Origin of the sequence: Planococcus glaciei, from assembly GCF_900099655.1 — a bacterium.
Lineage (GTDB): Bacteria > Bacillota > Bacilli > Bacillales_A > Planococcaceae > Planococcus > Planococcus glaciei.
This window is the reverse complement of record NZ_FNDC01000004.1, coordinates 109,979-135,327: the sequence shown is the minus strand read 5'-3', so window position 1 is coordinate 135,327 and position 25,349 is coordinate 109,979. Positions and strand designations below refer to the sequence as shown.

The following is a 25,349-nucleotide window of genomic DNA, read 5'->3' as shown; positions in this document are numbered from 1 at the left end:
GCTATCTTTCAGCTGCATACCGGTTTTGTGTTTCCCGATAAATTAGGGGAATATGAGGCGTTGCCTTATTCGATTGGAATGCGGTAGCCTTTATCTTTTTTTGCCTGCTCATTGGATTTCGGCACTTGGAGCATTAATACTCCTTTTTCAAATGAACCGGCAATTTGCTTTTCATCAATTTCGCCAATATAGAAGCTGCGTTTAAAGGCACCATAAGAACGTTCTTTTCGTACGTAGCGCCCTTCCGTGTCATTGGACTCCCAATTCTGTTCACGTTCACCGCGGATTTCCAAGTAGCCGTCTTTGTACTCCACTTCGACTTCATCTTTGGAGAACCCTGGAAGATCGACCATAAACTCATACTGGCCTGCCTTCTCTTTTATATCAACTTGAGGATAGGCGTTTTCCCCAAAAAACTTATTAAAGAAGTCTGATTCCAATCCGCTTCCAAAGAGGCTTGGGAATAAATCTGTTTGTTTTCTTGGAAACAAAGTGCTCATTGCAATCTTCTCCTTATGTTAAATTTTTTGGCCGATGCCAGCTTTTCAAAAGTCACAAGATCCTACTCACTTTTTCAGGAGCAATCGGTTCCTATGGCCACCCTTCCAACACTTGGGCTTGCCATGAGATGACTTTCAAGGCCCACACGGTTATCCTTCCCCTTTCTTCATAATTGGTCTTTCTACTTAAAATTATATGCCAAACTGTTTTTTCGTCAACTGATAAACATCGCTAAAAACCGTTGGCAGAAAAGGGTTTTTAAAGAATTCCAGTTACAAAATCAGGATGAACTGCTTGTGCGGAAAAATTATTTTCCGCCCTTTTAAAATAGTATACGATCTTCCGTTTGTCCGTTAAGTTTATGCAAATAGAACCAGCAGCTCCCAATTTCAAGAGCTGCCGGTTCTGTGCATACCTCATCTTTTGCAGGTCACTTCATCATTAATTCTTTAAAAATTCCGGATCAAGGAACGCCGGGTTCGGGTATTTGTAGAACCCTTCCCCTGTCGATCTTCCGAGTTTTCCTTGGTCGATGTACTCCGTCTTGAGTAAATTCGCAAGCTTTTCAAAATCCGGATTGCCGGTAGCTGCTGCTTTTGCCTGAACGATGTTATGGGCTGTATTGATGCCGACCACGTCTAAAATGGCAAACGGGCCAAGCGGCGCACCGGTCGCAATCTGCCAGGTTTTATCGATGGTTTGGACATCCGCCACTTCTTTTACCAGCAGCAATTCCGCCGCGTCGAGGAAAGGCACAAGCAATGAATTCAGAATATAGCCCGGCTGTTCCTTATGAAGCGGCAGTGCAACCATGCCGATTGCTTTTGCAAAGTCGATCAAATCATTGAATACTTTTTCATCCGTTCCAGAATGCTTCATGATTTCTGCTGTGTTGTTGATCCAAATCGTATTCGCAAAATGGAGAGCAAGAAACTTTTCAGGGCGCCCGGTCGCTTCTGCAAACTGGCTCGGCAAGAGAGTTGAGGAGTTCGTGGCAAAGACCGTTTTTTCAGGAGCCGCTTTTCCCAGTTCCTTGTAGAAAGCGATCTTGATATCGACTACTTCTGGAATCGCTTCAATGACAAGGTCCGCGTCTGCTACTGCTTGTGCCAAGTCCGAATTGAATGTCAGACGGTCAAAAGCTCCGTTGACTTCCGCGTCGGTTGCGCCTAAATCCGTTTTGTAATTGGCTTTCAGCTTGGTCATTCTATACTTCGCTTTTTCAAGAGCTTCATCATTGATATCGTAAACCGTCACCTCAAACCCTTTGAATGCTGTCTGATAGGCAATCTGGCTTCCTAATACACCGCTTCCGGCAACTGTGATTTTTCGATAATCCATAAATGACAAGTCTCCTTTTTGAGTGTGTTTCTATTCTCTTCCCTCGTTCATTCCTTTTAATCACTATGTGGAATAAATACTTGGATTACCAAAACCAAGATAGGGGTACAGTGGTTTAGAAAAATGAATTTATCAAATAAGGAGCGAATCGTTTGGAAGAGAACCGATTAACGGAAAAGACGGCCATCATTACAGGAGCGAACAGCGGACTCGGCCTTGAAACCGCAAAAGCTTTTGCCGGGCAAGGTGTACACGTCATTCTTGCTGTTCGAGACACGGATAAAGGGCAAACCGCCTTGGAACATATAAAAAAAGAAGCACCCGGTGCTTCCGTCGAAGTCATGAAACTCGATTTGTCAGACCTAGACAGCATATCGGACTTTGCTGAGCAAGCTAAAGGCAAAATGGATTCGTTGGATTTATTGATCAATAACGCAGGGGTTATGGTCCCTCCCTTCACCAAGACGAAAGACGGGATTGAACTGCAGTTTGCCAGCAACCATCTTGGGCACTTTGCATTGACCGGCCGCTTGTTGCCCCTCCTTTTAAAAGCACCTGCGTCTCGCGTTGTGACACTCAGCAGCCTGGCCCATCGCGGTGCAGCCATCGACTTTGATAACCTCGACGGTTCAAAAGGCTATAAAGGCATGAAGTTTTACGGCCAAAGCAAGCTGGCCAATTTGATGTTCGCACAGGAACTCGACAAAAGATTGAAACAGCATGGCCTGCCAACAATCAGCATTGCCTGCCATCCGGGCATTTCTGCGACCAATTTGTTCAAGTTCGGCAAACGGGAAGCCCCACGGATTTTCAAAGGGTTGATGAACCGTTATTTCCAGCCTGCAGCGATGGGTGCACTTCCCACCATCTACGCAGCAACTGAACCTGGGTTAAAGGGCGGCGAATACATCGGTCCCGATGGCAAAGGCCAGCGCCGGGGGTATCCAGCTATCGAAACTCCTCACCCCGCAGCCCATAATGAAGAAGTAAGCAAACGGCTGTGGGAAGTCTCAGAAAAATTGACTGGTGTAAGTTTTAACTTCACTTCTTAATCTTTTGTCTGTCGCTTTTCGCAAAATTTTAAGGAATAATGCTTATAGCTGGAATAACACATTCGTATATGTTCTTTTAGAATATTGTGTTGACGATTAAATGCAACGGTGGTAAAGTTTTCAACATAGTTTAATAGCAATTTGTTCTTATCATGAGAGGTGGAGGGATTGGCCCTACGAAACCTCGGCAGCGGGCTCGCAATCGGAGCACTGTGCCAAATCCAACAAGCTTTTAGCTTGAGAGATAAGAAGAGCCGGAATTTCAATGTGTTTTCACATGCCTGCCTCTTCTTATAGAAGAGGCTTTTTGTTTGCCTCCATGTTGGAACAGTTCTATTAACTTAAAACCAAGTAAACCAATAGAAAAGGATGGTGCAGACATGAAAAACACAAAACGGCTTTTATTGTTGCTGGCAGTTCTGGCAGCCGCTATCTTGCTGGCCGCATGCGGCAGCAAAGAAACATCGAATGAAGCGGCAGCTTCATCAGAAAGCAAAGAACAAAACGCGTGGGAACGCATCGAAGAAGCCGGCAAAATCGTTGTCGGGACAGAAGGCCTTTATTATCCGATTACATATCATGATGAAACTACGAAAGAACTGACGGGGTATGACGTGGAAGTTGCCCGTGCTTTAGGTGAGAAACTCGGGCTGGAAGTCGAATTCAAAGAAATGGAGTTTGATGGGTTGCTTCCGGCGCTTCGCAATGGACAAATCGATATTGCAGCCAATGATTTTGCCATTACAGATGAGCGCAAGGAAAAATTCGATTTCACGATTCCAGTGAAACATTCCTACGGTTCTGCCATCGTTCGCGAAAGCGACAACTCCGGCATTGAATCAGTGGAAGATTTGAAAGGCAAAAAAGTCGGCGGTTCTGCTACAAGCAACTATTCGAAATTTGCCCAGGAACAAGGCGCTGAAGTGATTGTTTATACCGGTTCCGATACAGTCCTTCCGGAAATCGTCAACGGCCGCGTGGATGCGACGCTGAACGATTACCTGGTATTGATGCGCTCCCTTGAGCAGTATGACAAGCCCGGCTTGAAACTGGCTGAAGGCGTTAAGTTCTCCTTCAGCAGCAGTGCCATCGTTATGCCGAAAGACAGTCCGGAGCTGAAAGAAAAACTCGATGCTGCGCTTGAAGAGTTGCTGGCTGACGGGACGCTAAAAGAAATCTCCACTAAATTTTTGGGTGCCGATGTGACCCAGCCGCTTGAAAAAGAGTAATCATTTTTGGGGAATCTTCGGGTTCCCCTTTTATACATAATCAGCAAAGGAGTTTTCCAATGGCCGACTTTAAATGGGAATATCTTTTTAATGTAGAAATTGCACTGGACTCCCTTCCTTTCATATTGGAAGGGGCCTGGCAGACCATCTTGATTGCATTGGTCAGTATGTTTTTTGCGCTGATCATGGGACTGTTCGTTGCCCTTGCCCGCATGAACCGCTTTATCGGCTTGTCTCTGCCTGCCCGGTTGTTCATTTCCTTTATGCGGGGCACTCCGCTATTGGTCATTTTGTTTATTCTGTATTTCGGCTTTCCGATGGTCGGCATTGAAATGGAACCGCTGACTGCTGCCATCATCGGCATCAGCGTCCATTTTTCCGCCTACACTGCAGAAATTATCCGCTCTGCCATCTCTTCTGTCTCAAAAGGCCAGTGGGAAGCAGCCGAGACTTTGCGGATGAACTATTGGCAAACGATGATCCGCATCATTTTGCCGCAAGCGACGCGCATCGCTCTTCCGCCGTTATCGAGCACGTTTATGGATATCATCAAAGGGACTTCGCTCGCTATGGTCATCACCGTTTCCGAAATGTTCTACCGCGCCAAAGTGGTGGTCGGGCAAACGTATGAAAGCCTCACTTTGTATATCCTGGTCGCACTCATCTACTGGGCCATCTGTGCACTGGTGACGCTGTTGCAGGATTACCTCGAGAAAAAAGCAAACCGCTATGTGGCAGCGTGATAGGAGGCCGTTTATATGATCAAAGTTGAAAATTTAAGCAAACAATTTGATGACGTGGAAGTGCTGAAATCGATATCCTTAGAGATTAATAAAGGCGAAGTCGTCAGCATTATTGGGCCGTCTGGTTCCGGCAAAACCACTTTGCTCCGCTGCTTGAACCTTTTGGAAACTCCGTCGCGCGGGTCGCTCCAGATCAATGACGTCCATGTCACGTTCACTGGAAAAACGCCAAGCAAAAAACAAAAAATCGACATCCGCCAATTTTCTGGCATGGTGTTTCAGCATTTTCACTTATTCCCGCATAAGACGGTAATTGAAAACATTATCGAAGCGCCGCTTGTTGTGCAAAAAAGGAACAAGCAGGACTTGTTGCGCGAAGCAGAAGGGCTGCTGCAGAAAGTCGGATTGCTCGACCATAAAAACCAGTATCCGGAACAACTGTCAGGCGGCCAGAAACAACGGGCCGCCATTGCCCGCATTCTTGCCTTAAAACCGGATCTTCTTTTGTTTGATGAACCGACTTCTGCGCTTGACCCCGAGCTAGTCGGCGAAGTATTGACCGTCATCAAAGAGTTGGCGTTGGAAGGACAAACGATGGTCATCGTGACGCATGAAATGGATTTTGCCCGAGAAGTATCGGACCGCGTCATCTTTATCGCAGACGGCCATATTGTCGAACAAGGGAAACCGGAAGACATTTTTAAAGCTCCGACTGAGGAACGGACGCAGAAATTTCTGCAGAAGGTCTTATTGAGAAGAGCCTGATTCCAGGAAAAAACGGATGCGGCAGCTAAGTCAGCTGCCGCATCCGTTTTTTAATATTTGTCCCCGGTATTTTCAATATGTTTCTTTTCCCCGGTCTTATGGTCTGTAATGACTTTATTGCCTTTTGGAACATCTTCTTTGCCTTCGTCCGGTGCATTTTGGAACGGCCCATCGACGCCGACTTCATGGCTGTCGTCTTTTCCAAAAGCGCCTTTTGCTTTCTTGGTGATTTTGTCCATTGTTGAATCGCTATTTGATGGGTGATCATTTGAAGAATCTGGTTTCATATTGTTTCCCTCCTTTTAAATGAAGATTTTACAATAAAACATGCTGTCTTTATTTGGTTATACCCCTCTTCCATAGAAAAAAACGGCTTCACAAACGATGTTGTGAAGCCGTTCTGTCTAATTGATCATTTAAACCGTCCAGATAAAGAAGTGGGCAACTGTCACAAAAATCAGGCTCAGTATAGCCTGCACCAAAATCAATGGCCATACCCATTTAAACCATTTGATAATCGGAATCCCTGCCATGGCGAGTGCGGCGAACAGCAAGCCGCTTGTCGGAGAGAACAGGTTTGTGATGCCATCTCCCATTTGGAATGCTAAAACCGCCGTTTGCCGGCTGACACCGATTAAATCCGAAAGTGGCACCATAATAGGCATGCTCAGAGCAGCCTGGCCGCTTCCCGACGATACGGCAATATTCAAAAGCGCTTGGGTGACAAACATGGCCCCCGCACTTAAGCCCGCCGGAATAGAAGAAATCAGTCCGGAAATTCCATAAAGAATCGTATCGATGATGAAACTTTCCTGCAGAATCACGACCGCAGCATATGCCAACCCGACAATAAGCGCACCGGTCGCCATTTCCTCACAGCCTTTGACAAAGGATTTCGTGATTCGATTGAATCCCATCCCATAAACCAAGCCCATCACGACAGCCATGATGATGAACAGAGCTGAAATTTCACCGATATACCATTTGTACTCGATAACCGAATACGCCAGAACAATTAAGGTGAGCCCCAAAATACCGAGAACCGCTACTTGCTTCTTCGTGATTTTCTCCAAGTTCATGCCGCTTCGATCAATGCCGCGCGCCTGGTCTTCTTCGTACACAATGCTTTTCTTCGGATCTTTTTTGACTCTGTGTGCATACAGCATCACAAAAATAATAGCGGCAGCCATGTACACCAGCCAAAAGCCGATTCGCGGCAGCATTCCTGAAAATAACGGAAGCTCAGCCAGTCCTTGCGCTACGCCAACCGTAAAAGGATTCATAAAAGCAGCCGTGAACCCTGCCGAAACACCGATCAACACCATAGCCAGTCCCACCATGGAATCATAGCCAAGCACAATTGCGAGTGGCACCATGATCATGACAAAGGGAAAAGCTTCTTCAAACATGCCGATTGATGCTCCGGCGACTCCGAAGAACAGCATAACAATCGGAATCATCAGCATTTCTTTGCCCTTGGTCTTTTCTGAGAGGCTAGCAAATGCCCCTTCGATTGCTTTTGTATCACGAAACACATGAAAGGCCCCGCCTACAATGAAGATGAAGAAAATAATCGGCGCACTTTGCACCATTCCTTTATGTATCGCCTGAAAAATACTCAAGAACCCAGCTGGATTCGAATCGATTTGCGTATAAGAGCCGTCCACTACAACCGTCTGGCCGGCATCGTTTGTGATGCGTTCATATTCTCCAGCCGGTACAAAGTAAGTTAAGAGCGCCATAAATAAAATCACAATGAACAAAATATTGAACGGATGCATTGCTTCCCGCTTTTTCTTCTTTTTCGAACTGATTTCTGTAACTGTAGCCATTTCCTCATCCCTTTTTTATGCAGTAGCTGCAACAGAATTTTGTTTTTTTAATAAACACATGGTAAAGGTTACTATGAATAAAAAAGTCAGTCAATAAATTTTTATTTAAAAATTTGCATAAAAATTAAAATTACAACTGAATTCAACCCTTGCATTTACAGATTATTGCTCACTTCTTCATTTCAATGGCATTCAACTTTATACAAAAACTTGCTTAAACTATTTATGGGATGCCTTACTCGCTTGCCGTACGGGCGTTTTATTCCCCCTATTTAGGGAATGTTGTACAGAGATGTAATGAGAAGCAAATTGGAGGAATTTCATTGACGACGACTGTTGACGCTTTATTGACAAAAGAAGATTTTCAAAACCGCAGCGATTTGCCTGAATGGCTGCTTAACGAATACCAGACCTTCCATAACACGGTAACCGATAAAACGTTCCCCTGCTATTTCGGGATGAGCGGCGAGTTGAAAGGTGAGCTCCGCTACGCCTATGTCACTCAGGACGACTGGAGCAATCTGCCGGAAGCAGTTTCGGCATTTCTTCAGCTTTTTAAAGATCCTAAGCATAAGCGCCACGGCCTGTTTGTGTTTGTCGAGCCTTTTGAAACGGAAGGTTCTCTTGAAGAATACCGGAAGCAATTCTGGGATCTGCTGCAATACATGCACGATACCGATAAAACCGAATGGCCGAAAGATGCGCCGAAAGATCCGGACCATTACCTGTGGGACTTTACCTTCGACGGCGAACCGATTTTCGTGTTCGGCAATGCCCCGGCATACAAACAGCGCAAAACACGCCATCTTGGCAACGCGATGGTGCTCGGATTCCAGCCGCGACGCATTTTCGAAGGCTTGAAAGGGACCGAAAAAGGCGGCATCATGTCGCGCGACAAAGTGCGTTCCCGCGTGGAAGCTTGGGACCACTTGCCAACCCACCCGGACATCAGCCATTTTGGCGACCCGACGCACAATGAATGGAAGCAATTTTTCATTGGAGACGACAGTGAACCCATCAAGGGCAAATGCCCATTCCATCATAAAGACATGACCAAATAAATGATAAAGAGCAGCAGGAAACCCAAAGGGGTGCCTGCTGCTCTTTTTATCTTCTATGTCTTTTAAACCCTATTGTATGTCACCGGCCGGTCGATTATACTTTTCAACAATATACAGGATTCCAGCGCACGACTTCCCGCTTTTTCAGAGGCCGATATTTCGGCTTCTGCTTTTGTTTCGCCATTTTTTTAAAAAGTCCGCGAGGTTTGTTCATATGGCTTCGTTGTATTCAGTAACAAGGCAAGGGAGGGATTCAAGTGGAGAATTTTATCGGCCGGTTAAAGCGGCGGGATGAAGAAGCCCTGGCATTTATGATTGATACATACATGCCTTTTCTCAAAGGGATTTGCCAGCACATTCTAGCCAAAAGCTGCGGAAAACAGGCGGCAGAAGAATGCCTGAACGATGTATTCCTGACGATTTGGCAAAAAGCCCACCAGTTTGAGGGCAGCGATGACGATTTTCGCAAATGGGCTGGCATGGTTGCCAAATACAAAGCAATCGACCGGTATCGCCGGGAGACAAAACAGCAGCTGCGGGAAACATTAACCGATGAGAATGTGGAAAGCGGCGACCGGCACTCCACGGAAGAAGCCGTCCTGAAGAACGAATCACGCGAGGAAATGCTTGTCCGGCTCCATCAACTGCCGGAAGCAGACCGTGAATTGTTTTTGATGCGGTATTATTTGGACCTGTCAAACAATGAAATTGCAGAAGCACTCGGCATCACCCTCTCAGCAGTCGAAAACCGGCTCTACCGCGGCAAGCGGAAACTGGGGCATTTGATGGAACGAAAGGAGCGATTCATATGAGCGACTTGAAGAAATGGCTGATGACCGATATTGAAGACTTTCCGGAAGCTGAAGTTTCCAGCTCTGAAAAAAACCAGATGAACAGACGCCTCCTCGGCAAAAAGCGCAAAGCCCCTTGGTTGGCCAAACTGGCGCTTGCAGCCGGTATTTTTCTGGCATCTGCGGCTACGGCAACGATCGCTTTTCCTTCACTTGCTTCCCAGATTCCGGTTTTGCAGAATATCGTCTCCTATTTTGATGGCGACGAATTGATTTTCAATCATTTCAGTGAAATGGCCCAGCCGATCGGATTGGCAAAGACAAGCAACGGCACGACGGTTGCCATCGAAGAAGCAGTCTACGACGGCACATCGGTCACCATCAGTTTTGCATTGAAGACCGAAAAAGACCTGGGTAAGTTCCCTAACACAAGCGGCCTGCTGGAAGCGTCTGGAGCCGGCGGTTCAGGCTCTGCCACCGTCATGGAGAAAGTCGATGATACGACTTATGCCGGCATGATCACGATGGCTCCCGATTTCTTTTTCGGTCCGCCCAGCACCTTGAACCTTTCCTGGAAACCCGAGGCTTTCGAAGACATGGAAACCGGCACGCGCGTAGCTGGAGATTGGGCATTTGAGTTTAAACTCAAAGCCATTGACAGCAAAAAGGTGTCTATCGGCAAAGAGATTTCCTTTGAAGGCGGCAGCTATACTTTGGATAAACTGAAGTTAACGAAACTGTCCACCGTGATGACGCTGTCGAAAGACGAAATCGATGAAAACCACTATATGACTGATTGGCAATTGAAAGACGACCTCGGAAATATTTACCCTATGCAGTTTGGAACCGGCAGCGAGTCCCGGCAACAATTCACCTTTGAAGCCCTGGATCCGGCAGCTTCTTCCGTAACCATCATTCCAACCATTACGTATGTTGAAAACTTTGAAGATGAAGGCGTTCCAGTTGATGCTTCTTCAGTATCAATAGAAATAAAATAAACTCCCAAAATCAATTGTTCCCTAAAAAAGCCGATGCTCTGCTTTCTGCAGAAACATCGGCTTTTTGATTTAAGGGGTTTTGATGCTGTTACTTCTTCATTTCTTTCACCGGAACCCAAATCTCGCTGTAGACTTTCTGCGGATTTGAAAAGCCGTCGTTAAAAGAGATTTCCGGTCCGTCCACCAGTTCATAATGGGACGAAGGCAGCCATTCCGAAAAGATTTTCGCCCATGTCTGTTGGAGCGTTTCAGGAAACGGCCCTTCCGAACTGAAAACCGCCCAGCTTCCTGCCGGCACTTCCACTACATCAAAATTTCCAAAATCGCGATCCTTTGTTGTGATGGAGCCGATCAAATGGTCCAATTGCCCTTTTTCCATATTGCGCCCTTCATCAAAATTGAACGACGCGTTGACGACCGTTTTCACTTCCGTGTTGCGCAGCTGCTGCAGCTGTTCCCGCTGTTCCGGTGTAATGGACTGCACCATTTTCATGATTTCCGGGTTTTCTCCTTGAAAAACGATTGGCACGCGTTTTTTGATTCCTACTAATTTAAAAGGCGCTTTCTCCACAATGCGGTATTCCATATCGATTCCTCCCTGTACAGTCAGTTGGAAAGTCAGCTTTGGAAATACTTTGAACGAGTCGCTGTTTTTCACTTCCGACGGATTCATGCCGGACCAGTCACGAAACGCCCGGCTGAAACCGTCCGCCGAATCGTAGCCATATTTGACGGCGACATCCAATACCCGCTCGCCGCCCTGATGCAGATCGAAGGCTGCCTGGGACAATCGCCGGTTTCGGATATACGAACTCAGGCTCATGCCGGACAAATACGAAAACAATTTGCGGAAATGATATTCCGAAACCCCAGCAATCGTCGCCACTTCCTCAAAATCAATGTCCGCGTCCAACTGTTCTTCAATATAGCGTAAGGCTTCGTTCATATCTTTTAGCATATCCATTTGCTGACCTCCTTTCACTTTTCATTGTACGAGGAAACGAATCGACTCATCCGATGTGCACGGGTTGGAAAAAGTCGGATCTTTTACTTTATTGCTTCCAAGGAAAAGAACCGGCAAATAAAGATTTTGGCACAGCGACTCTTACCGTCACCAAGTCATTGACGATTTGGCTGAATCTCAAATCGCAGACTGCGCTCAATAAACGGTAGCCGTCTTCAAACGGCAAACGGAGCCAGTCGGCCAATTGCTTCGCCGTCTGGTACAAAACCGTATCGATGGCTTCTTCGTAAGATTTGGCAGAGGCAAGGAAGTAGAGAAAATCAGCATCTTCGACCAGCGGGTTTTCAATTAGGATAGGCGCTTTCGTGAAGCGCAGCCCAATAACCCCGCTTGTTTCAACACCGGTGCCGCTCAGTTCCCCGTCCCCCATTGCCGCATGCAAATCTCCGAACGCCGCAAGTGCTCCGTCTGCAAACACCGGAAGATACAGTTTATTGCCCGCTTTGATGTCTTTTGTATCGAGATTTCCGCCATGTTCCCCTGGAAGGGCTGTCGAGATTTCCCCTTCCGCCGGTGCAACGCCGGCCACACCGATCATCGACCTTACCGGCAGCTTGAGCGATTCGGCAAACTCTATCTGGCCATTTCGGATCGCCAGGATCTTTGTCGTCGAATCCGTGACATGCGCTCCCAATGGCCCGAGCCCAGGAGCAGCCATCATGATGCCGAAGTCCCCCGTTTCGATTGACAGCACTTCGACACACAAGGTGTCTCCTTTTTGAATGCCGTTAATGTAAATCGGCCCGGTTGCCGGATTCAGCCGGCTTCTGTCAAAATCCCCGCGGAGCGTAGAGCTGTCTTGCACTTGTCCGTCGTAGCAATCCATCGTTTCAACCGCCACTGCCTCCCCCAGTTCTGCAAAATATGCCGGTTCGTGTTTTTTTGAAAATGCTGTAATTCTATGTTCTGTTGAAAATCGCTTCATTTGTCCCCATCCTTTTTCCCTTTTAACAATCATTATAGCGGAATTAGCTACGGCTCGGAATGGCTCAACATCAGTAGCGTTCCAGAACCAGCTCCATGTTTGCGGCGGTCGCCGCCTTGCTTCCTTCTGCCGCGGCAATGATCAGCGACGAAGGGCCGCCGGTAACGTTTTCCCCGGCTGCATAAACGCCGGGCACAGAAGTCCGCCCAAAAGGATCCATTGCCAAGGCCCCATTGCTGTCGAGTTCACAACCCAGTTGTTCTGCAAAAGGATTCGGCCGGTAATAGGATGGCACGACAAAACCGCCTGTCCGCTCCAGTTCTTCCCCGCCCTCAAACACCAGTTTCTTTAAATAGCCGTCTTTTCCTTCCAGAGCAGCAATTTTCCCGCTTTTGACGCGAATATTTTTCCGCTCGAACTCTTGCAGCGCTTCAGCTGTGAAACGGTGCCCATTGCTTGCAATGACAAGGTCTTCCGACCAGTTGTAGACAAGCTTCCCTAAATGCAAAGCATGCGCTTCTATTTCGGCAATGACCACGAGCGGCTGGTCTCTCATTTCCCAACCGTCACAGTACGGACAGCTGTAAAGGCTTTTGCCGTAATAATCCCGGATGCCTGGAATATCGGGAAAAGTTTCCTGGACGCCTGTAGCCAGAATTACTTTTTCCGCATTTAATTCTTCGCCGGCGGTTGAAATTGTAAAAGAACCATTTTCCAGCCGCTCAATGGCTAATACCTTTTTAGAGACATGTTCGACGGAAGAGTAAGGCTTTAACTGATCAATTGCAATAGTTCGGAATTCTTCAGGCTTGATGCCATCTCGAGTCAGAAATCCGTGGGATTCCTGCGTAACCCGGTTCCGGTTGGTATTGTCATCAAACACTGCCACTTTTCTCCGCGATCTTCCAAGTACCAACGCTGCACTCAGTCCCGCTGCTCCCCCGCCTATAATGGCACAATCCACTGTTTTCATTTCGACTCATCTCCTTTGTTTTTAAAAGACTTCAAAGACTCTTTAAGTCCTTAATTGGTTCAAAAAGAAACAGCGGTTTATTTTGCCGCTGTTATTTCTTTGGCCAAATCGGCTATTTTAACGTTTCGAAGTTCTTCTTCCATTTTCTCTTCCGCCGAAACCATTACTTGCTGAATCAGGCAGTTCGGTCCGTGATCGACATCGCAGTCGAACAGCGAAGCTTTGCCTTCAATGGCGTGGATGATATCAAGAAATGAAATGCTTTCCCAGTTTGCTTTCAGCGAGTAGCCTCCATTGGCGCCTGAAGCAGATTGCACCATGCCTTCTTTCACCAGCTTCGTCAGGATTTTAGACAAGTATGTCGGTGAAAGTTTTTGCTGCTGGGCCAATTGCTGCACGCCCATTGGTTTGTCCGGTGTAGCTGCTGCCAGATGGAGCATGGTATGAAGGGCGTAATTTGTGGCTTTAGAATATTTCATATAGCTGTCCGTCTCCTTTCAAAGACTTTATGGATCTATAATAACTCCTTAATCTGCACCTGTCAATGGGATTGGATTTATGAATCAGGATTAGCAATTTGCATAGAAGGGAAAACATACGAATAATGCAGAAAGGATGAACGGCATGAAAAACAAATTGGCAGCCGGCCTTCTCGGTATTTTCCTTGGTGATTTTGGAGCCCATAAATTCTATCTTGGCAAACCCAAAACCGGTCTTTTGTATTTAGCCTTCTGTTGGACAGCCATCCCTGCGATTCTTGGATTTATTGAAGGTGTTTCTTATTTATTGTCGTCAGAAGAAAATTTCCAGGCGAAACACGGCAGAAGATACTAACCCCAACACCTGCGGGAACTGGACAAGTTGCTGCAGGTTTTTATTATGCCGACATCTCGCATGAATTCGTTTATTGAATTCCTTCACTTCCTGAAACTTCCCATCTTTTGGAACGTATTTGTAATAGAAGCATTTCCAGCAGATTGCAGGTATGAAGGAGAGGGCCAGCCATGGGGAAGTTATTATTAAGTCTAGCCGTACTGTTCACAGTCATTTTTCTGGTCAAGGTTTTATTGCGGAAAATCTTCCATATCGAAAAAGGAAGAAAAGAGTTCTTTTCTTATAATCATGTCAATAGTCTGCATCGGAAAATTGATTGGGTTATTCGGATTGGTTCTATGATTGTTTATCTCATTTTCTTTTACAAGCTAATCTATGAAGATTATTCCCTCAATCTAATGCTAGGCATTATGGTTATTCTTTTTGTTCTGCAGATGGCCGTTCAAGCATTTTTCGAATGGCGCTATTCCGAACATCCAAAGGAAGCCATTTTGACGGCAAGCGAAATGGTCATTTTAGCTCTAGCTATTGGAGCCGTTATCTGGTTTGATCTGATGAAATTTTTAATAGATGCTCCCGTTTCCTAAACAAAGCCCCTGTTGAAATCCATGGATCTCAACAGGGGCTTTTGCTGCTTTATGAACCGTAATTTTCTTCACTTTCTTCTTGCAGCTGTTTTACTTTCGCTTCGAGCTTTTCATGCATGTCTTTCCGGATGGCGTCTTTTCTTTCCTGTTCTTGTCTGAAGTATTGGGTCACGGTTTCATGCCGCATCTCGATCAACTCTTTGTATTTAGTAGCTGCTTCCTCGTCTTTGAACTTCCCGAGATCCGCCAATTTGTTGGACATGCTGTACATATTGTTTAAGGAAGCAAGCGATTTGCCGTAAATGTCGTTGTTGTATTTCAGCAGATCACCATAGATGTTATTGCTTTGCTGCAAAATATCCAAATAGCGGTCATTGCCCCAAGCCAGCCATTCCCAGTACAGGCGGCTGTATTCCTGCTTCAGGTATTCATTCAGTTCACTTTCCGAGTAAACGGATTTGTACTGGCCTTTGCCGGCTTTCGCCACCTCTTCAAGCTGCTTCTGCCCTTCGTTGTCCACATCAAATCCGATAATATTCACTTCCGCTTCGATGCCGGATCCGCTGAGAGATGCTGCAGCTGCCACCGGATCGCCGCCGCAAGTTTCAATGCCATCGCTGACAACATAAATCACATTGCGGATATTGTCGCCTTTCTGTTCCTGTAAATCCTGTTCGGCTGCTTCGATAGCTCCCGCTAAAGGCGTCCATCCCGCCGGTGCAAACGCTTCAAGCGCCGCGGTGAATTTCGGTTCGTCGTAAGCACTCAAATTGTAGACCACTTCGTTTGAACTGCAGGACATTTCCTTATCGGCATTGGTACCCTCGCCTTTATGGCCGTAGATGCGCAGCATGACGTTCGAGCCTTCCGGCAGGTCCGCTGCGTATTTCTGGATGGCCTGTTTGGCCAGCTTCATCTTTTGGCCACCCGATACTTCCCCGGCCATACTGCCGCTTGCATCCAAAAGTACAGCGACATTGACCGTTTCCTGTTCCGGCAGATTGATTTGGTCTTCCGGTGTGGCGGAATCAATGGTGATTACGGGATCGATTGCTTCGAATTTCGCTGCCGGCTCCTCAAGGTCCGGTGCGATCAATGAAACAATCAGGGAATAGGCTTCTTCCCCGGTCATTCCATCTGGAGCTGCTTCCAGTTCTTTCTGGATTTCCTCCATCTGATTTCTTGCATCGTATTTCCCTTTTTCTTTCACGATTTCTTCCACATTATGTACGGCTGCTTCCGGCATGGCCGGTTCAGCTGGCGCTTCTTTTTCTGCTTCTTTCTCAACTTGCTGCGCTTCTTTTGCCGGCTGCTTGTCCGCCGCACCCGGTTCTTCATCACTGGAACAGCCGGCCAGCATGGCAGCTAACAGCAGATTTCCAAACAGAAGGATTTTTAACTTTTTCATCGGCACCGTTCTCCATTTCTTCTTGCGTTTGCTTTCTTCTTTATTGTACGGGTTTAAGCTGAAAGAAGTTTCGTTTTTGTGCTTATTCTTCAGCGGCCGGATAAACGACCGTGCCGTCATCTTTCAATTGTGCAGGAGCGCCCCACATGCCAAGCTCGTGGTCCACGAGTTCGATCGCACCATCTTTGCCGTCAATAATGTGCTTGACTGAATAGCCGTTTGCGACAAGCCAGTTTGAAATCAACAGCCGGTGGCAGCGGGATGGATGCCGCTCCGAACAGCAATAGGCGACTTTCTTTTCAGCTGTCCTTTTCAGCAGGTCTTCAATGCCTTGCCGGAATTCTTCCGTCAGCGTGTAATCAGCGTAATTCTGGAACGACCGGTTGCGCCAGCCGGCGTTCACTTCCTCTTCCACCTCTTTCGATTTCCGGCGCCTGCCGCCGAGTTTCCCGAAATGTTCATACGTGATTCCTTCCGCTTCCAGCCAAACCGGAAACACATCTTTTGAAAACTGGGGCCACTTGCGGCTGCCGGGATATGCCCGCACATCCGCCAACAATTCAATGCCCGTTTCTTTTAGCATGTGATCAAAAAATTCCTTCGAATGGCTGGAATGCCCAATCGTATAAATAATCATAACCAGTCCCTCCTTGCTGTTCTATTCCTGTAGAAGGCTGAACTTAAACGGGAAAGCCATGTTCTTCTCTGTGCTAATAAAAGAAGAACTTCAATAGAGATGGCGATAACACCGATAGAAACGGACAACACATCGATAGAAATTAAAAAAGCCTCGTTAGCGAAGCTTCGAAACGAAGATAAGGCTGCAATAGAAAAAATCCTCTTGCCAACAGGCAAGAGGATTCATAGAAGGAGCGGGTAAAACACTAAATTGGCTATCAGCCAGCATTTGCAAATGGTTGGTCATCGGTCAAAGGTAAAGGTGTCATGGGTGATGGGTCATTGGTTTGGCCATCTGCCATTCAATCATTTGTACTGGAGTACAACGCAAGTGCTCCTCCTATGCCTTGAAGCGGAGTCTCACCGCTTCAAGGATCAGAAATACTTCTCGCTGTCAAAATCCAGCTCAACTGCATAGTTTTTTGAGTTGATGGCGTTCGAAAGGCGGTTCGCCTGGCGTTCCAGTTCAAGGGCCTTCAGCCGGTATTCTTCCGGCTCAAACATGGCCAGCCGGACAAGCGGCGTCCCTTCCCCAAATGAATAGGTTAGCTCTTCTTTGGAAGCAGCTCCGAAGTCTTTGAACTTCCGTGCTTTGGCACGCAGCTGCGTCGCCAGTTCGATGGCTTCCACAATTGTTAAAGCCTTGCCGTTAAAGTCGATTTCATTTTCGATATTTGCCCGGTACATCAATTTGTCCAATAGGCGGAAGTCGCTGCGAATCTCGTCGATTTCCTCTTCCACCATCGATAAAGTACGGGCTTGTTTCGGCACTTTCGCCCCTTTTTCAATTTCAACATAGGACACGCGGTACATTTCTTCTTCCAATTCTTGAATTCGTTTCGCTAACACACTTTTCAATTTTACTGCTTCCGCAAGTGAAAGGTTCGACATGGCTGAGTCTCCTTAACAATCGAATAGGTTAATTAACCTCAGTTTACCAATAAATCAAAATACTTACTATTGTAATTTTCAATCATTCTTCTGTTATTTCATTATTTCCACGTAGCCTTCCGAGCCGTTGATGCGAATCCGTTGTCCGTCTTTTATTGTTTTCGTGGCATTTTCGACTCCGACGACAGCCGGCAATCCGTATTCACGGGCAATTACTGCGCCGTGCGTCATGAGCCCGCCGACTTCCGTCACCAGGCCAGCCGCTGAGACAAACAATGGCGTCCAGCTCGGATCGGTAAAGGCAGTGACCAGAATGTCTCCGGATTCAAGACTGGCCTGTTCCATCTTGAAGACCACTCTTGCCCGCCCCTCAACCGTTCCGGCGGAAACACCGATCCCTGCAAGCGCCCCTTCTGGAAGCCGGTCTGTTTGATAACTGCCAAAAATCTCTTCGCCTTCAGAAGTCATCAGACGCGGCGGCGTCAAATTGTCATAATGCCGGTATGCTGTTTTCCGCTCTTCAAGGATTTGCCAGTTCAGCGCTTTTCCATTCACCGCTTCCCGGAACTCTTCGAACGTCAAGTAATAGACATCCTCCGGCTCTTGGATCGCTCCCTTTTGCTGGAGGAGAACCGCCTCTCTCTTCAAGGCCTGCTTGTAAAGAAATAAATGTTTGACGAGCGCGAATTTCGGATATTCCCGGTACCCGAGAAAATTCTGGAGCAGGCTGATCATGTGTCTGGCTTTTTTCGCTTTCCGTTTGCCGCCGGGCTGCTGTGCCAGCCGCTGCAGCAGCTCTTCCGTTTTTTCGGCGGCGCGCCGTTTTCCTTCTTCCACCATTGCTTGCCGTGCATTCGGTGGAAAATTCTTGACGTTGCTCAAAATGGGCGGCATGAGAATGGTCGGGTCTTCGCTCCAACGTGTCTTGGCGATATCGATTTCGCCGGCACAGCGCATTCCGTATTTACCGAGGTAATCCCGGATCGCCCGGCTGGCTTCCGGTCCGCCCTTCAGTTTTTCGAGATTTTTGAAAAAAGCATTTCGATCCGGGTGTTCGAAATAAGCGAGCACTTCCGGATAAGCGCGCACCGCATCCGCTACATCCAATAGTTCACGCCCCATCTCCGATGTGACATTGTTGGTGATCGATTGGCTTAAAACGTCGGCCGCATTTTTTTCGCCAAGCCAGTTCTCCATATTTTTATTGAGCCAGTGTGTGGCATAGGCGCCGATCAGAATCGCCGCTATGCCGCGCTGGTCGTAAGCACTCTTTCTCAATTCTTTTTGATCTTCTAAAATCAAGGCGAACAATTCATCTCCGGAAACCTCTTTAATCCGCCATTCGAGTTCCCTGATATAAGCCTCGCTCCGGTTGATCAGCTGGCCGGCTAAACGGCGATCATTGTCCCGGTACACTTTCGCCAGAACAGCTGGAAATGTCCACGGAAGGTAATCGTTCCCCAGTTTGAATACACGTTTGCCTTTTATCAGTTTCGGTTTTCTTTCCAAAAAGTTGAGAAGTGCCTGTTTCATCAACGGATCGTTGCTGCCGAGTGACGATACCGCAATTTTACGTCCGCTGAACGAAGCCAAATCATGCGTCAAATCAACAAATAAGCGGCCACCCGCATGGATCAGGTCATAATCGGGCATGAACCCGAAAAAGGAAATGCCGAGCGGTTTGATCGGATCGGTCATCATTTGCTGATGGCCTACTGAAAAAAAGATCCGGTAATGATCGTCGCGTTTTTCGGGCAAAGGATACAAAGTGGTAATTGGGCGGCTTTGCACGATATAAATGGCATCATCCTCCAAGCACCATTCTATGTCCTGTGGCTTCCCGAACCGGCTCTCAACCTGCCGGCCCAGTTTCTCGAGGGTCACAATCTGCTCATCTTCGATCGCCTGTTTTTTCTGTACGGCCGGTGGAACTTCTCTTTTCTCAGTGGCTCCATCGGGTCGTGGGTAAACAGCGACTTTTTTGGACGCGATTGTTTTTTGGACAATCCGGCCTTCCCGGACTTTGTAATTGTCTGCAGACACAATCCCGGAAACAAGCGCTTCTCCCAGGCCAAAACTGGCATCAATCGATGTTACTCGGCGGTTTGACGTCACCGGATCTGCCGTAAACAAAATTCCGGATGCTTGTGCAAACACCATTCGCTGAACAACGACCGATAAATGCACTTTTCGGTGGTCGAAGCCGTTCTGGATCCGGTACACCACAGCCCGTTCGGTAAACAAAGATGCCCAGCATTTGCTGACATGCCGCAGGATCTCACGTTTTCCACGGATGTTCAAAAACGAATCCTGCTGCCCGGCAAATGAGGCTGCCGGCAAATCTTCAGCGGTTGCACTTGAGCGGACAGCGAAAGCGGTTCCTTCTCCCAGCTCTTCCATAGCAGAAACGATTTCCTGCTCTATTTCTACCGGTATAGCCAAACTTTCAACGAGACTCCGCAAATGCGCACTCGCCTCTCTGATTTTTTCCTTATCATCCATTGTCAGCAGCGACAATTTACCGAGCAGCTCTTCCGCTTCTGTATGGCCGGCCAGCATTTTCTTGAAGGCGTCTGTCGTTACACAAAATCCGGCAGGCACCTGGATTCCCGGCATTTTTGCCAGCTGCCCTAAATTCAGTCCTTTTCCTCCGACCTGCAATAAATCATTGTGGCCAATCTCCTGAAAATCCTTTACATAGGTTTGCAAAATGTCCACCCCTTTGCAAGATGATGTCAACTATTGCACTGCCGTTCATTTTAGGCTTTCAAGGAATTTTTTCTGCTATTCTTCTTTCATCAGTTCGTAGATTTTGCGTGCGGTGTTGACGTTGCGGACGGTCATGCGCTTATAAAGAGCTGACCCGGCGAGCTTCATCATGCCGCTCCTTGTCACCAGTTGCCTGTCGACTGCCCATAGAAGCGCACCGGGCACATAGAACAACTGGTCAATATCCGGTTTTGTTCCCACTTCTTCCACTAGGGATTCCCGGTCGATTTCTTCCCATAGAAAGAGCACATCGCTTTTCATCTCGTCTCCGTTCGTCCAGTGCGGCGGAATGGCTTGCGCAATTTTTTCGTATTGCTCCAAACTGTAGACGAGCACCCGGATTTCCAGGTTGAAATTTTCAAGAATCGCCCCTTCCAAAATTGCCGCGAGTTCTTTCGATGACGGATGGCTGCTGCTGAAAATGATATTGCCCGAATTGATGTACGTTTTGACATTTTCCATTCCGGCTTCTTCAAAAACCTTTTTGAGTTCTTTCATATTGATTTTGTTGTTGCCGCCGACATTAATCCCCCGAAGCAGTGCCACATGGCGCATGAAAACTCCCCTTTCTTCCCTCGTATTCAACTTGTCTTGTTTACTTTTACTTTAGTCTGTATTTAAGAAATAACAAGTGCTTATTTCAAAGTAAAAAAGGTAAGATGCAGCATCAGTCCACTGCCAATTGGATAATCCAAAAGAACCAGGAAATTAAACAAACCAATTAAAAGACAATCTCTCTTGAATAAATTTAAAATTTCACTAAAAATCCGAGCTTCCAAATTTGGAATTTCGATTTTAGAGGACTATGATATAAAAAGCTTATACAGTTTATTGAAGAAAATGGATGGAGGATTTTTATGAAAAACAAAGGGCAAAGCAATATCAAAGTGGTCATTGGCGGTTTGCTGCTCGCGATTCTGGTCGCTTCGATGGACAATACCATTGTCACGACCGCGTTGCCATCGATTGTCGGGGAGCTTGGCGGCGTCGATAAATTTGTCTGGGTCACTTCCGCTTACCTGGTAGCCCAAATGGCGGGTATGCCGATTTTCGGCAAATTGTCCGATATGTACGGACGCAAAAACTTTTTCATCTTTGGTTTAGTGGTGTTTATGATCGGTTCCATATTATGCGGAACTGCAGATACCATCAATGAATTGATCATTTACCGGGCGATTCAAGGAATCGGCGGCGGGGCATTGATGCCGATTGCCTTTACCATCATGTTTGACGTCGTGCCGATTGAACAGCGCGGCAAAATGAGCGGCATGTTCGGTGCCGTTTTCGGGATTTCAAGTGTGTTCGGCCCACTGCTCGGTGCGTATATCACTGAGTACATCGGCTGGACTTGGGTGTTCTACATTAACATTCCGCTCGGGCTCATTGCCTTTGCAATGGTCGCTTTCTTCTATAAAGAATCGGTTGAACACGCAAAACAACGGATCGACTGGATTGGAGCCTTTACGCTCGTCGGCGCTGTTGTATGCCTCATGTTCGCAGTTGAACTTGGCGGCAAAGAGTTTGCCTGGGCATCGCCGCAAAGCTTTAGCTTGTTCGGCGGTTTTGCCATCCTGGCGATCGCTTTTGTCATTGCAGAACGCCGTGCAGAAGAACCGGTAATCGACTTTGGCATGTTCAAAGAGCGTTTGTTTGCCACGAGCGGCCTGATTTCCATTTTCAGCGGCGCGGCCTTTATTACGGCTTCCGTCTACATTCCGTTTTATATTCAAGGCGTACAGGGCGGCAATGCAACAAACTCCGGGCTTGTCTTGTTGCCGATGATGGTCGGTTCGGTTGTCAGTGCTTCGATCGGCGGAGCTTTGATGGCGAAGTTCGCTTACCGCTCTTTCCTAATTCCGACGCTTGCGCTATTGACTGTCGGAATGGTACTGCTTGCAACGCTGTCGATTGATACATCGCGCTTTTTGGTTGTTGCGTTTATGATTCTTGCCGGCCTTGGCATCGGGGCCTCGTTCTCGGTGCTGCCATCAGCCGCGATTCATCCGTTCTCGGTGCGGAAACGCGGTGCCGCTACATCTACCGTAAGTTTCCTTCGTACGTTCGGAATGACGATCGGCATTACGGTTTTCGGGATTATCCAGAGCCATGCATTCACCCGCAATCTGGCTGATAGCTTCGGAGAAGGTGCTTCCTCTTTCACTGGCGATTCACGTGCGCTCTTATCGCCGGAAGCCCGTTCAAACATTCCGGCAGAAATTGCGGATACATTGACCGAAGCTCTTTCTTCTTCGATTGCCAGCACATTCCTATGGGCCATTGTTCCAGCGGCACTTGCACTGGTCGTCGCCTTTATGATGAGCAAAGAAAAACTGGGAGACCAGATCAAACAAAGCTGATTCATCTTAGGGCCTTCGCTAATTGCGGAGGCCTTTTTCATATGCCTCTCTTCTAGATCGGCTTTCACATTGCCATTTCTTATCAGAAATGCTTGATTGTTCGTTTCTTTCGGAATTGCCCGCGTTTCTGCTTTTCAGGCAGATTGTTTTAATTCAAGATATTTGAGGAATACAATTAAAAGGTAGTTTTTTATTTATTGAATGGAGGTTGATTTTTGATGAGCAAAACAGCAATTATTACAGGAGGCGGAAGCGGCTTAGGGCAAGCAACAGCCGTCCGCTTAGCAAAAGAAGGCGTCAACATCGCAGTCGTGGACGTCAGTGAAAAAGGCGGAAACGAAACCGTCGAGATGGTGAAAGAACTTGGGCCGGATGCCATTTTCATCAAAGCGGATGTTTCAAAAGCCGAAGAAGTAAAAAAATATGTTGACCAAACCGTTGAGCACTTTGGAAGCATCGACTATTTCTTCAACAATGCCGGAATTTCCGGAAGCGGGAAATTCTTCCTCGATACAGACATCAGCGAAATCGAGCAGATTGTCGGCATCAACTTGATGGGCGCTTTGTACGGCGTGCGCTACGTTGCTGAAGTAATGCTGAAAAACGGCGGCGGCTCGATCGTGAACACGGCATCAAGCGCCGGCGTCATCGGGCAGGATTCGGTTGTTACGTATTCTGCAACGAAACACGGCATTGTCGGTTTGACAAAGAGCATGGTCGCGGAATACGCCAAAGACGGGCTTCGCGTCAATGCGATTGCGCCAGGGCCAACCGAAACACCAATGGTCAAAGCGTTCTACGAAGCGAATCCGGAAATGAAAGCCAATGCGACAGGCGGCATTCCGCAAAGACGCTTGGGTACAGCCGACGAAGTGGCAGAGCTTGTCACGTTCCTGCTAACGTCTAAAGCGGAATACATCAACGGCGAAGTGATCCGCATCGACGGCGGTTTCACCAACACCAAATAAATTGAACGGCCGGCAAACCCCTTTTAGGGGTTTGCTTTTTATATCAAAGGAGCTGAATTCTGTTGCACCTGGAACCCATCCCCGATCATTTGCAAAAAGATTTGAAAGTCCTGTTTGTCGGCTTTAACCCGAGCATCCGCTCTTCCGAAACCGGCTTCCATTACGCCAACCCGACCAACCGGTTTTGGAAAATCCTTTATGAAGCCGGACTGACGCCCCGAAAATATGCTCCAGATGAAAACAATGAACTGCTTGAACTTGGATACGGGTTGACGAATATTGTTGACCGTCCAACAAAAGAAGCAGCTGAAATTTCCAAAAAGGAGTATGCAGAAGGCGCTGCTATTTTGCAGCGAAAAATCAAAATGTACCAGCCAAAAGCTGTCTGTTTTGTCGGCAAAGGCGTCTATCAGGAATACAGCAAAAAACGCGCTATCCAGTGGGGCGTCCAGGAAGACCCAGTAGTGCCAGGCACCATCGAATATGTCTGCCCTTCATCGAGCGGCTTGGTGCGCATAAAGCTGGATGACATTGTCGAGATTTATAAAGGGTTGAAAAAATTCATCTGAAAACGCCGCCTTCCTTGTTGGAAGCGGCGTTTTGCTTTTATTCTTTATAGCCCATATCCTTCATGATTTTTTCATAAGCCGTCTCCATAATGGCGCTTTCAAGTTCACCGAGCAGCCTTTCGAGTTCTATTGAAAATACATCGTACTCATCTTTTGCGAGCACCAGTTTCAGCAAGGTCACCATGGAACAAACCGTTCCATTGCTCAAACTTCCTTTCGCCATTCCTAGGCTTTGTTCCAGTCCGCCGAGTTCCACCGGATGCGGCAACCGATAACGGTACAGCACTTCTTCGTGCGCCGATTTGTTGCGGTACGGAAAAGCCACTTTCAAGATGGCGTCAATTTCCTTCGCTTTCAATCGGATGCCGCTGTATTCTTCGCTGTACTCCTCCGCAAAGTCACGGGCAATGCGCTCCCTCAATTCTTCGTCGATTACGGTATAAAAGTTGGTGATCTGCCCGAGCGACAGAAAATTGGCGAGCACCCACAGCGGCACGTTCCGGTGTTTGTCGAAAAAGTCGCGGATGGCGGGATAGCGTACCCGGTCGCGCTTTTTATGGCTTTTGATCAAGTTGGCGAGCGTCGAAATGATGCGGTCCCGTTCGTGAAAATGCTGGGAGTCAGGACTGTAATGCACCGGCTCCAAAAAGCTGTCCTGTTCCCGGAACTTTTCAGAGAAGCGGTACGCAATCTTCGACTTTATGTTCTTTTCGAATTTCAGCAGTTCATTGAGCAGCAGCATCCGCAGCTCCCGGTCAAAGCGGTACAGCGCATAAATATGGCTGAACTCCGTCCCTACGGTATATTGCTCAATTTGATACGGGTTCAGCCGCTCGTCCTTCTCGAGAAACGGCTCTTTATAGCCATCGATCAGCGCGTAGTAGTTCTCGCGCGACAAAATGCGTTTCGCCGCCGCTTCGTCTGCTACAACCAGCCCGCGTTCTTGCAGTATGGCAATCTGTTCTTCATGGGTGGCAAAAAACTTCACAATTCTCATCCTCTGCAAAATGCTTCTTTCTTTTACTCTAAGCGAATTCCCGGTAAAGATAAACC

At 47.3% G+C, this 25,349-nt stretch carries 26 protein-coding genes and 1 riboswitch; of the genes, 12 read left to right on the top strand and 14 right to left on the bottom strand.

All coding sequences use genetic code 11. The features are described from left to right. Positions 1–65: 65 nt before the first annotated feature. Together BLQ32_RS07355 and BLQ32_RS07350 are read right to left on the bottom strand one after the other, a co-directional pair. Positions 66–500, bottom strand: a complete 435-nt coding sequence (locus BLQ32_RS07355; protein ID WP_074509767.1) for an Hsp20/alpha crystallin family protein — start codon at positions 498–500, stop codon at positions 66–68. Positions 501–942: 442 nt separating this feature from the next. Next, positions 943–1,842 carry a 3-hydroxyacyl-CoA dehydrogenase gene (locus tag BLQ32_RS07350; protein WP_074509765.1) on the bottom strand — a complete coding sequence of 300 codons (900 nt, stop codon included), beginning with the start codon at positions 1,840–1,842 and terminating at the stop codon, positions 943–945. A gap of 152 nt (positions 1,843–1,994) precedes the next feature. On the opposite strand from BLQ32_RS07350, the gene BLQ32_RS07345 reads away from it, so the two are divergent. The 4 genes from BLQ32_RS07345 (at position 1,995) to BLQ32_RS07330 (ending at position 5,631) form a co-directional block, all read left to right on the top strand. Continuing rightward, complete coding sequence (locus BLQ32_RS07345; RefSeq protein WP_074509764.1) at positions 1,995–2,894, top strand: oxidoreductase; 900 nt, start codon at positions 1,995–1,997, stop codon at positions 2,892–2,894. A gap of 144 nt (positions 2,895–3,038) precedes the next feature. After that, positions 3,039–3,145, top strand: a riboswitch (SAM riboswitch). A 129-nt stretch (positions 3,146–3,274) separates the two neighbouring features. Continuing rightward, positions 3,275–4,123, top strand: coding sequence for a transporter substrate-binding domain-containing protein (locus BLQ32_RS07340; protein ID WP_074509762.1), 849 nt, complete (start codon positions 3,275–3,277; stop codon positions 4,121–4,123). Between the two features lie 59 nt (positions 4,124–4,182). Next, positions 4,183–4,866, top strand: a complete 684-nt coding sequence (locus tag BLQ32_RS07335; protein WP_074509760.1) for an amino acid ABC transporter permease — start codon at positions 4,183–4,185, stop codon at positions 4,864–4,866. Between the two features lie 15 nt (positions 4,867–4,881). Next, on the top strand, positions 4,882–5,631 hold the full coding sequence (locus BLQ32_RS07330; RefSeq protein ID WP_074509759.1) for an amino acid ABC transporter ATP-binding protein: 750 nt from the start codon (positions 4,882–4,884) through the stop codon (positions 5,629–5,631). Positions 5,632–5,681: 50 nt separating this feature from the next. Here the strand turns inward: BLQ32_RS07330 and BLQ32_RS07325 are convergent, their stop codons facing one another. Then, positions 5,682–5,918: a hypothetical protein gene (locus BLQ32_RS07325; RefSeq protein ID WP_074509757.1), complete on the bottom strand. Its 237-nt coding sequence runs from the start codon at positions 5,916–5,918 to the stop codon at positions 5,682–5,684. A gap of 129 nt (positions 5,919–6,047) precedes the next feature. Further along, on the bottom strand, positions 6,048–7,463 hold the full coding sequence (locus tag BLQ32_RS07320; protein WP_074509756.1) for a YfcC family protein: 1,416 nt from the start codon (positions 7,461–7,463) through the stop codon (positions 6,048–6,050). 323 nt (positions 7,464–7,786) lie between these two features. On the opposite strand from BLQ32_RS07320, the gene BLQ32_RS07315 reads away from it, so the two are divergent. The 3 genes from BLQ32_RS07315 (at position 7,787) to BLQ32_RS07305 (ending at position 10,313) form a co-directional block, all read left to right on the top strand. Next, positions 7,787–8,524, top strand: coding sequence for a YqcI/YcgG family protein (locus BLQ32_RS07315; RefSeq protein WP_074509754.1), 738 nt, complete (start codon positions 7,787–7,789; stop codon positions 8,522–8,524). A 257-nt stretch (positions 8,525–8,781) separates the two neighbouring features. Beyond that, complete coding sequence (locus tag BLQ32_RS07310) at positions 8,782–9,336, top strand: sigma-70 family RNA polymerase sigma factor (protein ID WP_083335277.1); 555 nt, start codon at positions 8,782–8,784, stop codon at positions 9,334–9,336. After that, complete coding sequence (locus tag BLQ32_RS07305; protein WP_074509751.1) at positions 9,333–10,313, top strand: DUF4179 domain-containing protein; 981 nt, start codon at positions 9,333–9,335, stop codon at positions 10,311–10,313. Before BLQ32_RS07310 ends, BLQ32_RS07305 begins: the two co-directional genes overlap by 4 nt. Before the next feature lie 88 nt (positions 10,314–10,401). Here BLQ32_RS07305 and BLQ32_RS07300 read toward each other — a convergent pair whose 3' ends face one another. The 4 genes from BLQ32_RS07300 to BLQ32_RS07285 all read right to left on the bottom strand — a co-directional run bounded on the left by BLQ32_RS07300 (position 10,402) and on the right by BLQ32_RS07285 (position 13,714). Continuing rightward, complete coding sequence (locus tag BLQ32_RS07300; RefSeq protein WP_074509750.1) at positions 10,402–11,277, bottom strand: AraC family transcriptional regulator; 876 nt, start codon at positions 11,275–11,277, stop codon at positions 10,402–10,404. Positions 11,278–11,365: 88 nt separating this feature from the next. Continuing rightward, on the bottom strand, positions 11,366–12,262 hold the full coding sequence (locus BLQ32_RS07295; RefSeq protein WP_074509748.1) for an acetamidase/formamidase family protein: 897 nt from the start codon (positions 12,260–12,262) through the stop codon (positions 11,366–11,368). Positions 12,263–12,332: 70 nt separating this feature from the next. Then, positions 12,333–13,235: an NAD(P)/FAD-dependent oxidoreductase gene (locus BLQ32_RS07290; protein WP_074509746.1), complete on the bottom strand. Its 903-nt coding sequence runs from the start codon at positions 13,233–13,235 to the stop codon at positions 12,333–12,335. Between the two features lie 77 nt (positions 13,236–13,312). Beyond that, positions 13,313–13,714 (bottom strand): Rrf2 family transcriptional regulator, encoded by a 402-nt coding sequence (locus BLQ32_RS07285; RefSeq protein WP_074509744.1) that lies wholly within the window; start codon positions 13,712–13,714, stop codon positions 13,313–13,315. Positions 13,715–13,859: 145 nt separating this feature from the next. Between BLQ32_RS07285 and BLQ32_RS07280 the strand changes: the two genes are divergently transcribed. Together BLQ32_RS07280 and BLQ32_RS07275 are read left to right on the top strand one after the other, a co-directional pair. Beyond that, a complete protein-coding gene (locus BLQ32_RS07280) occupies positions 13,860–14,069 on the top strand; it encodes a TM2 domain-containing protein (protein ID WP_074509905.1) in 210 nt (69 codons plus the stop codon). Between the two features lie 170 nt (positions 14,070–14,239). After that, the gene (locus BLQ32_RS07275; RefSeq protein ID WP_074509742.1) at positions 14,240–14,656 is read left to right on the top strand and encodes a DUF4181 domain-containing protein; all 417 of its coding nucleotides are present in this window, start codon (positions 14,240–14,242) and stop codon (positions 14,654–14,656) included. 49 nt (positions 14,657–14,705) lie between these two features. Here the strand turns inward: BLQ32_RS07275 and BLQ32_RS07270 are convergent, their stop codons facing one another. From BLQ32_RS07270 to BLQ32_RS07250, 5 genes are all read right to left on the bottom strand, one after another. Further along, positions 14,706–16,064, bottom strand: coding sequence for a VWA domain-containing protein (locus BLQ32_RS07270; protein ID WP_175557084.1), 1,359 nt, complete (start codon positions 16,062–16,064; stop codon positions 14,706–14,708). An 82-nt stretch (positions 16,065–16,146) separates the two neighbouring features. After that, positions 16,147–16,701, bottom strand: a complete 555-nt coding sequence (locus BLQ32_RS07265; protein WP_074509739.1) for a DUF488 domain-containing protein — start codon at positions 16,699–16,701, stop codon at positions 16,147–16,149. Positions 16,702–17,117: 416 nt separating this feature from the next. Continuing rightward, positions 17,118–17,633 (bottom strand): hypothetical protein, encoded by a 516-nt coding sequence (locus BLQ32_RS07260; protein WP_053166301.1) that lies wholly within the window; start codon positions 17,631–17,633, stop codon positions 17,118–17,120. A 93-nt stretch (positions 17,634–17,726) separates the two neighbouring features. After that, positions 17,727–20,342, bottom strand: coding sequence for a phosphoenolpyruvate synthase (ppsA, locus tag BLQ32_RS07255; RefSeq protein ID WP_074509737.1), 2,616 nt, complete (start codon positions 20,340–20,342; stop codon positions 17,727–17,729). 75 nt (positions 20,343–20,417) lie between these two features. Beyond that, the gene (locus tag BLQ32_RS07250; RefSeq protein WP_074509736.1) at positions 20,418–20,957 is read right to left on the bottom strand and encodes a DUF1697 domain-containing protein; all 540 of its coding nucleotides are present in this window, start codon (positions 20,955–20,957) and stop codon (positions 20,418–20,420) included. Positions 20,958–21,259: 302 nt separating this feature from the next. Between BLQ32_RS07250 and BLQ32_RS07245 the strand changes: the two genes are divergently transcribed. The 3 genes from BLQ32_RS07245 (at position 21,260) to mug (ending at position 24,296) form a co-directional block, all read left to right on the top strand. Then, complete coding sequence (locus BLQ32_RS07245; RefSeq protein ID WP_053166307.1) at positions 21,260–22,759, top strand: MDR family MFS transporter; 1,500 nt, start codon at positions 21,260–21,262, stop codon at positions 22,757–22,759. Between the two features lie 218 nt (positions 22,760–22,977). After that, positions 22,978–23,727 carry an SDR family NAD(P)-dependent oxidoreductase gene (locus BLQ32_RS07240; RefSeq protein WP_074509734.1) on the top strand — a complete coding sequence of 250 codons (750 nt, stop codon included), beginning with the start codon at positions 22,978–22,980 and terminating at the stop codon, positions 23,725–23,727. Positions 23,728–23,795: 68 nt separating this feature from the next. Beyond that, complete coding sequence (gene mug / locus BLQ32_RS07235) at positions 23,796–24,296, top strand: G/U mismatch-specific DNA glycosylase (protein WP_074509903.1); 501 nt, start codon at positions 23,796–23,798, stop codon at positions 24,294–24,296. Positions 24,297–24,333: 37 nt separating this feature from the next. Here the strand turns inward: mug and BLQ32_RS07230 are convergent, their stop codons facing one another. Further along, positions 24,334–25,293, bottom strand: a complete 960-nt coding sequence (locus tag BLQ32_RS07230; RefSeq protein WP_074509733.1) for an Abi family protein — start codon at positions 25,291–25,293, stop codon at positions 24,334–24,336. Positions 25,294–25,349: the final 56 nt, after the last annotated feature.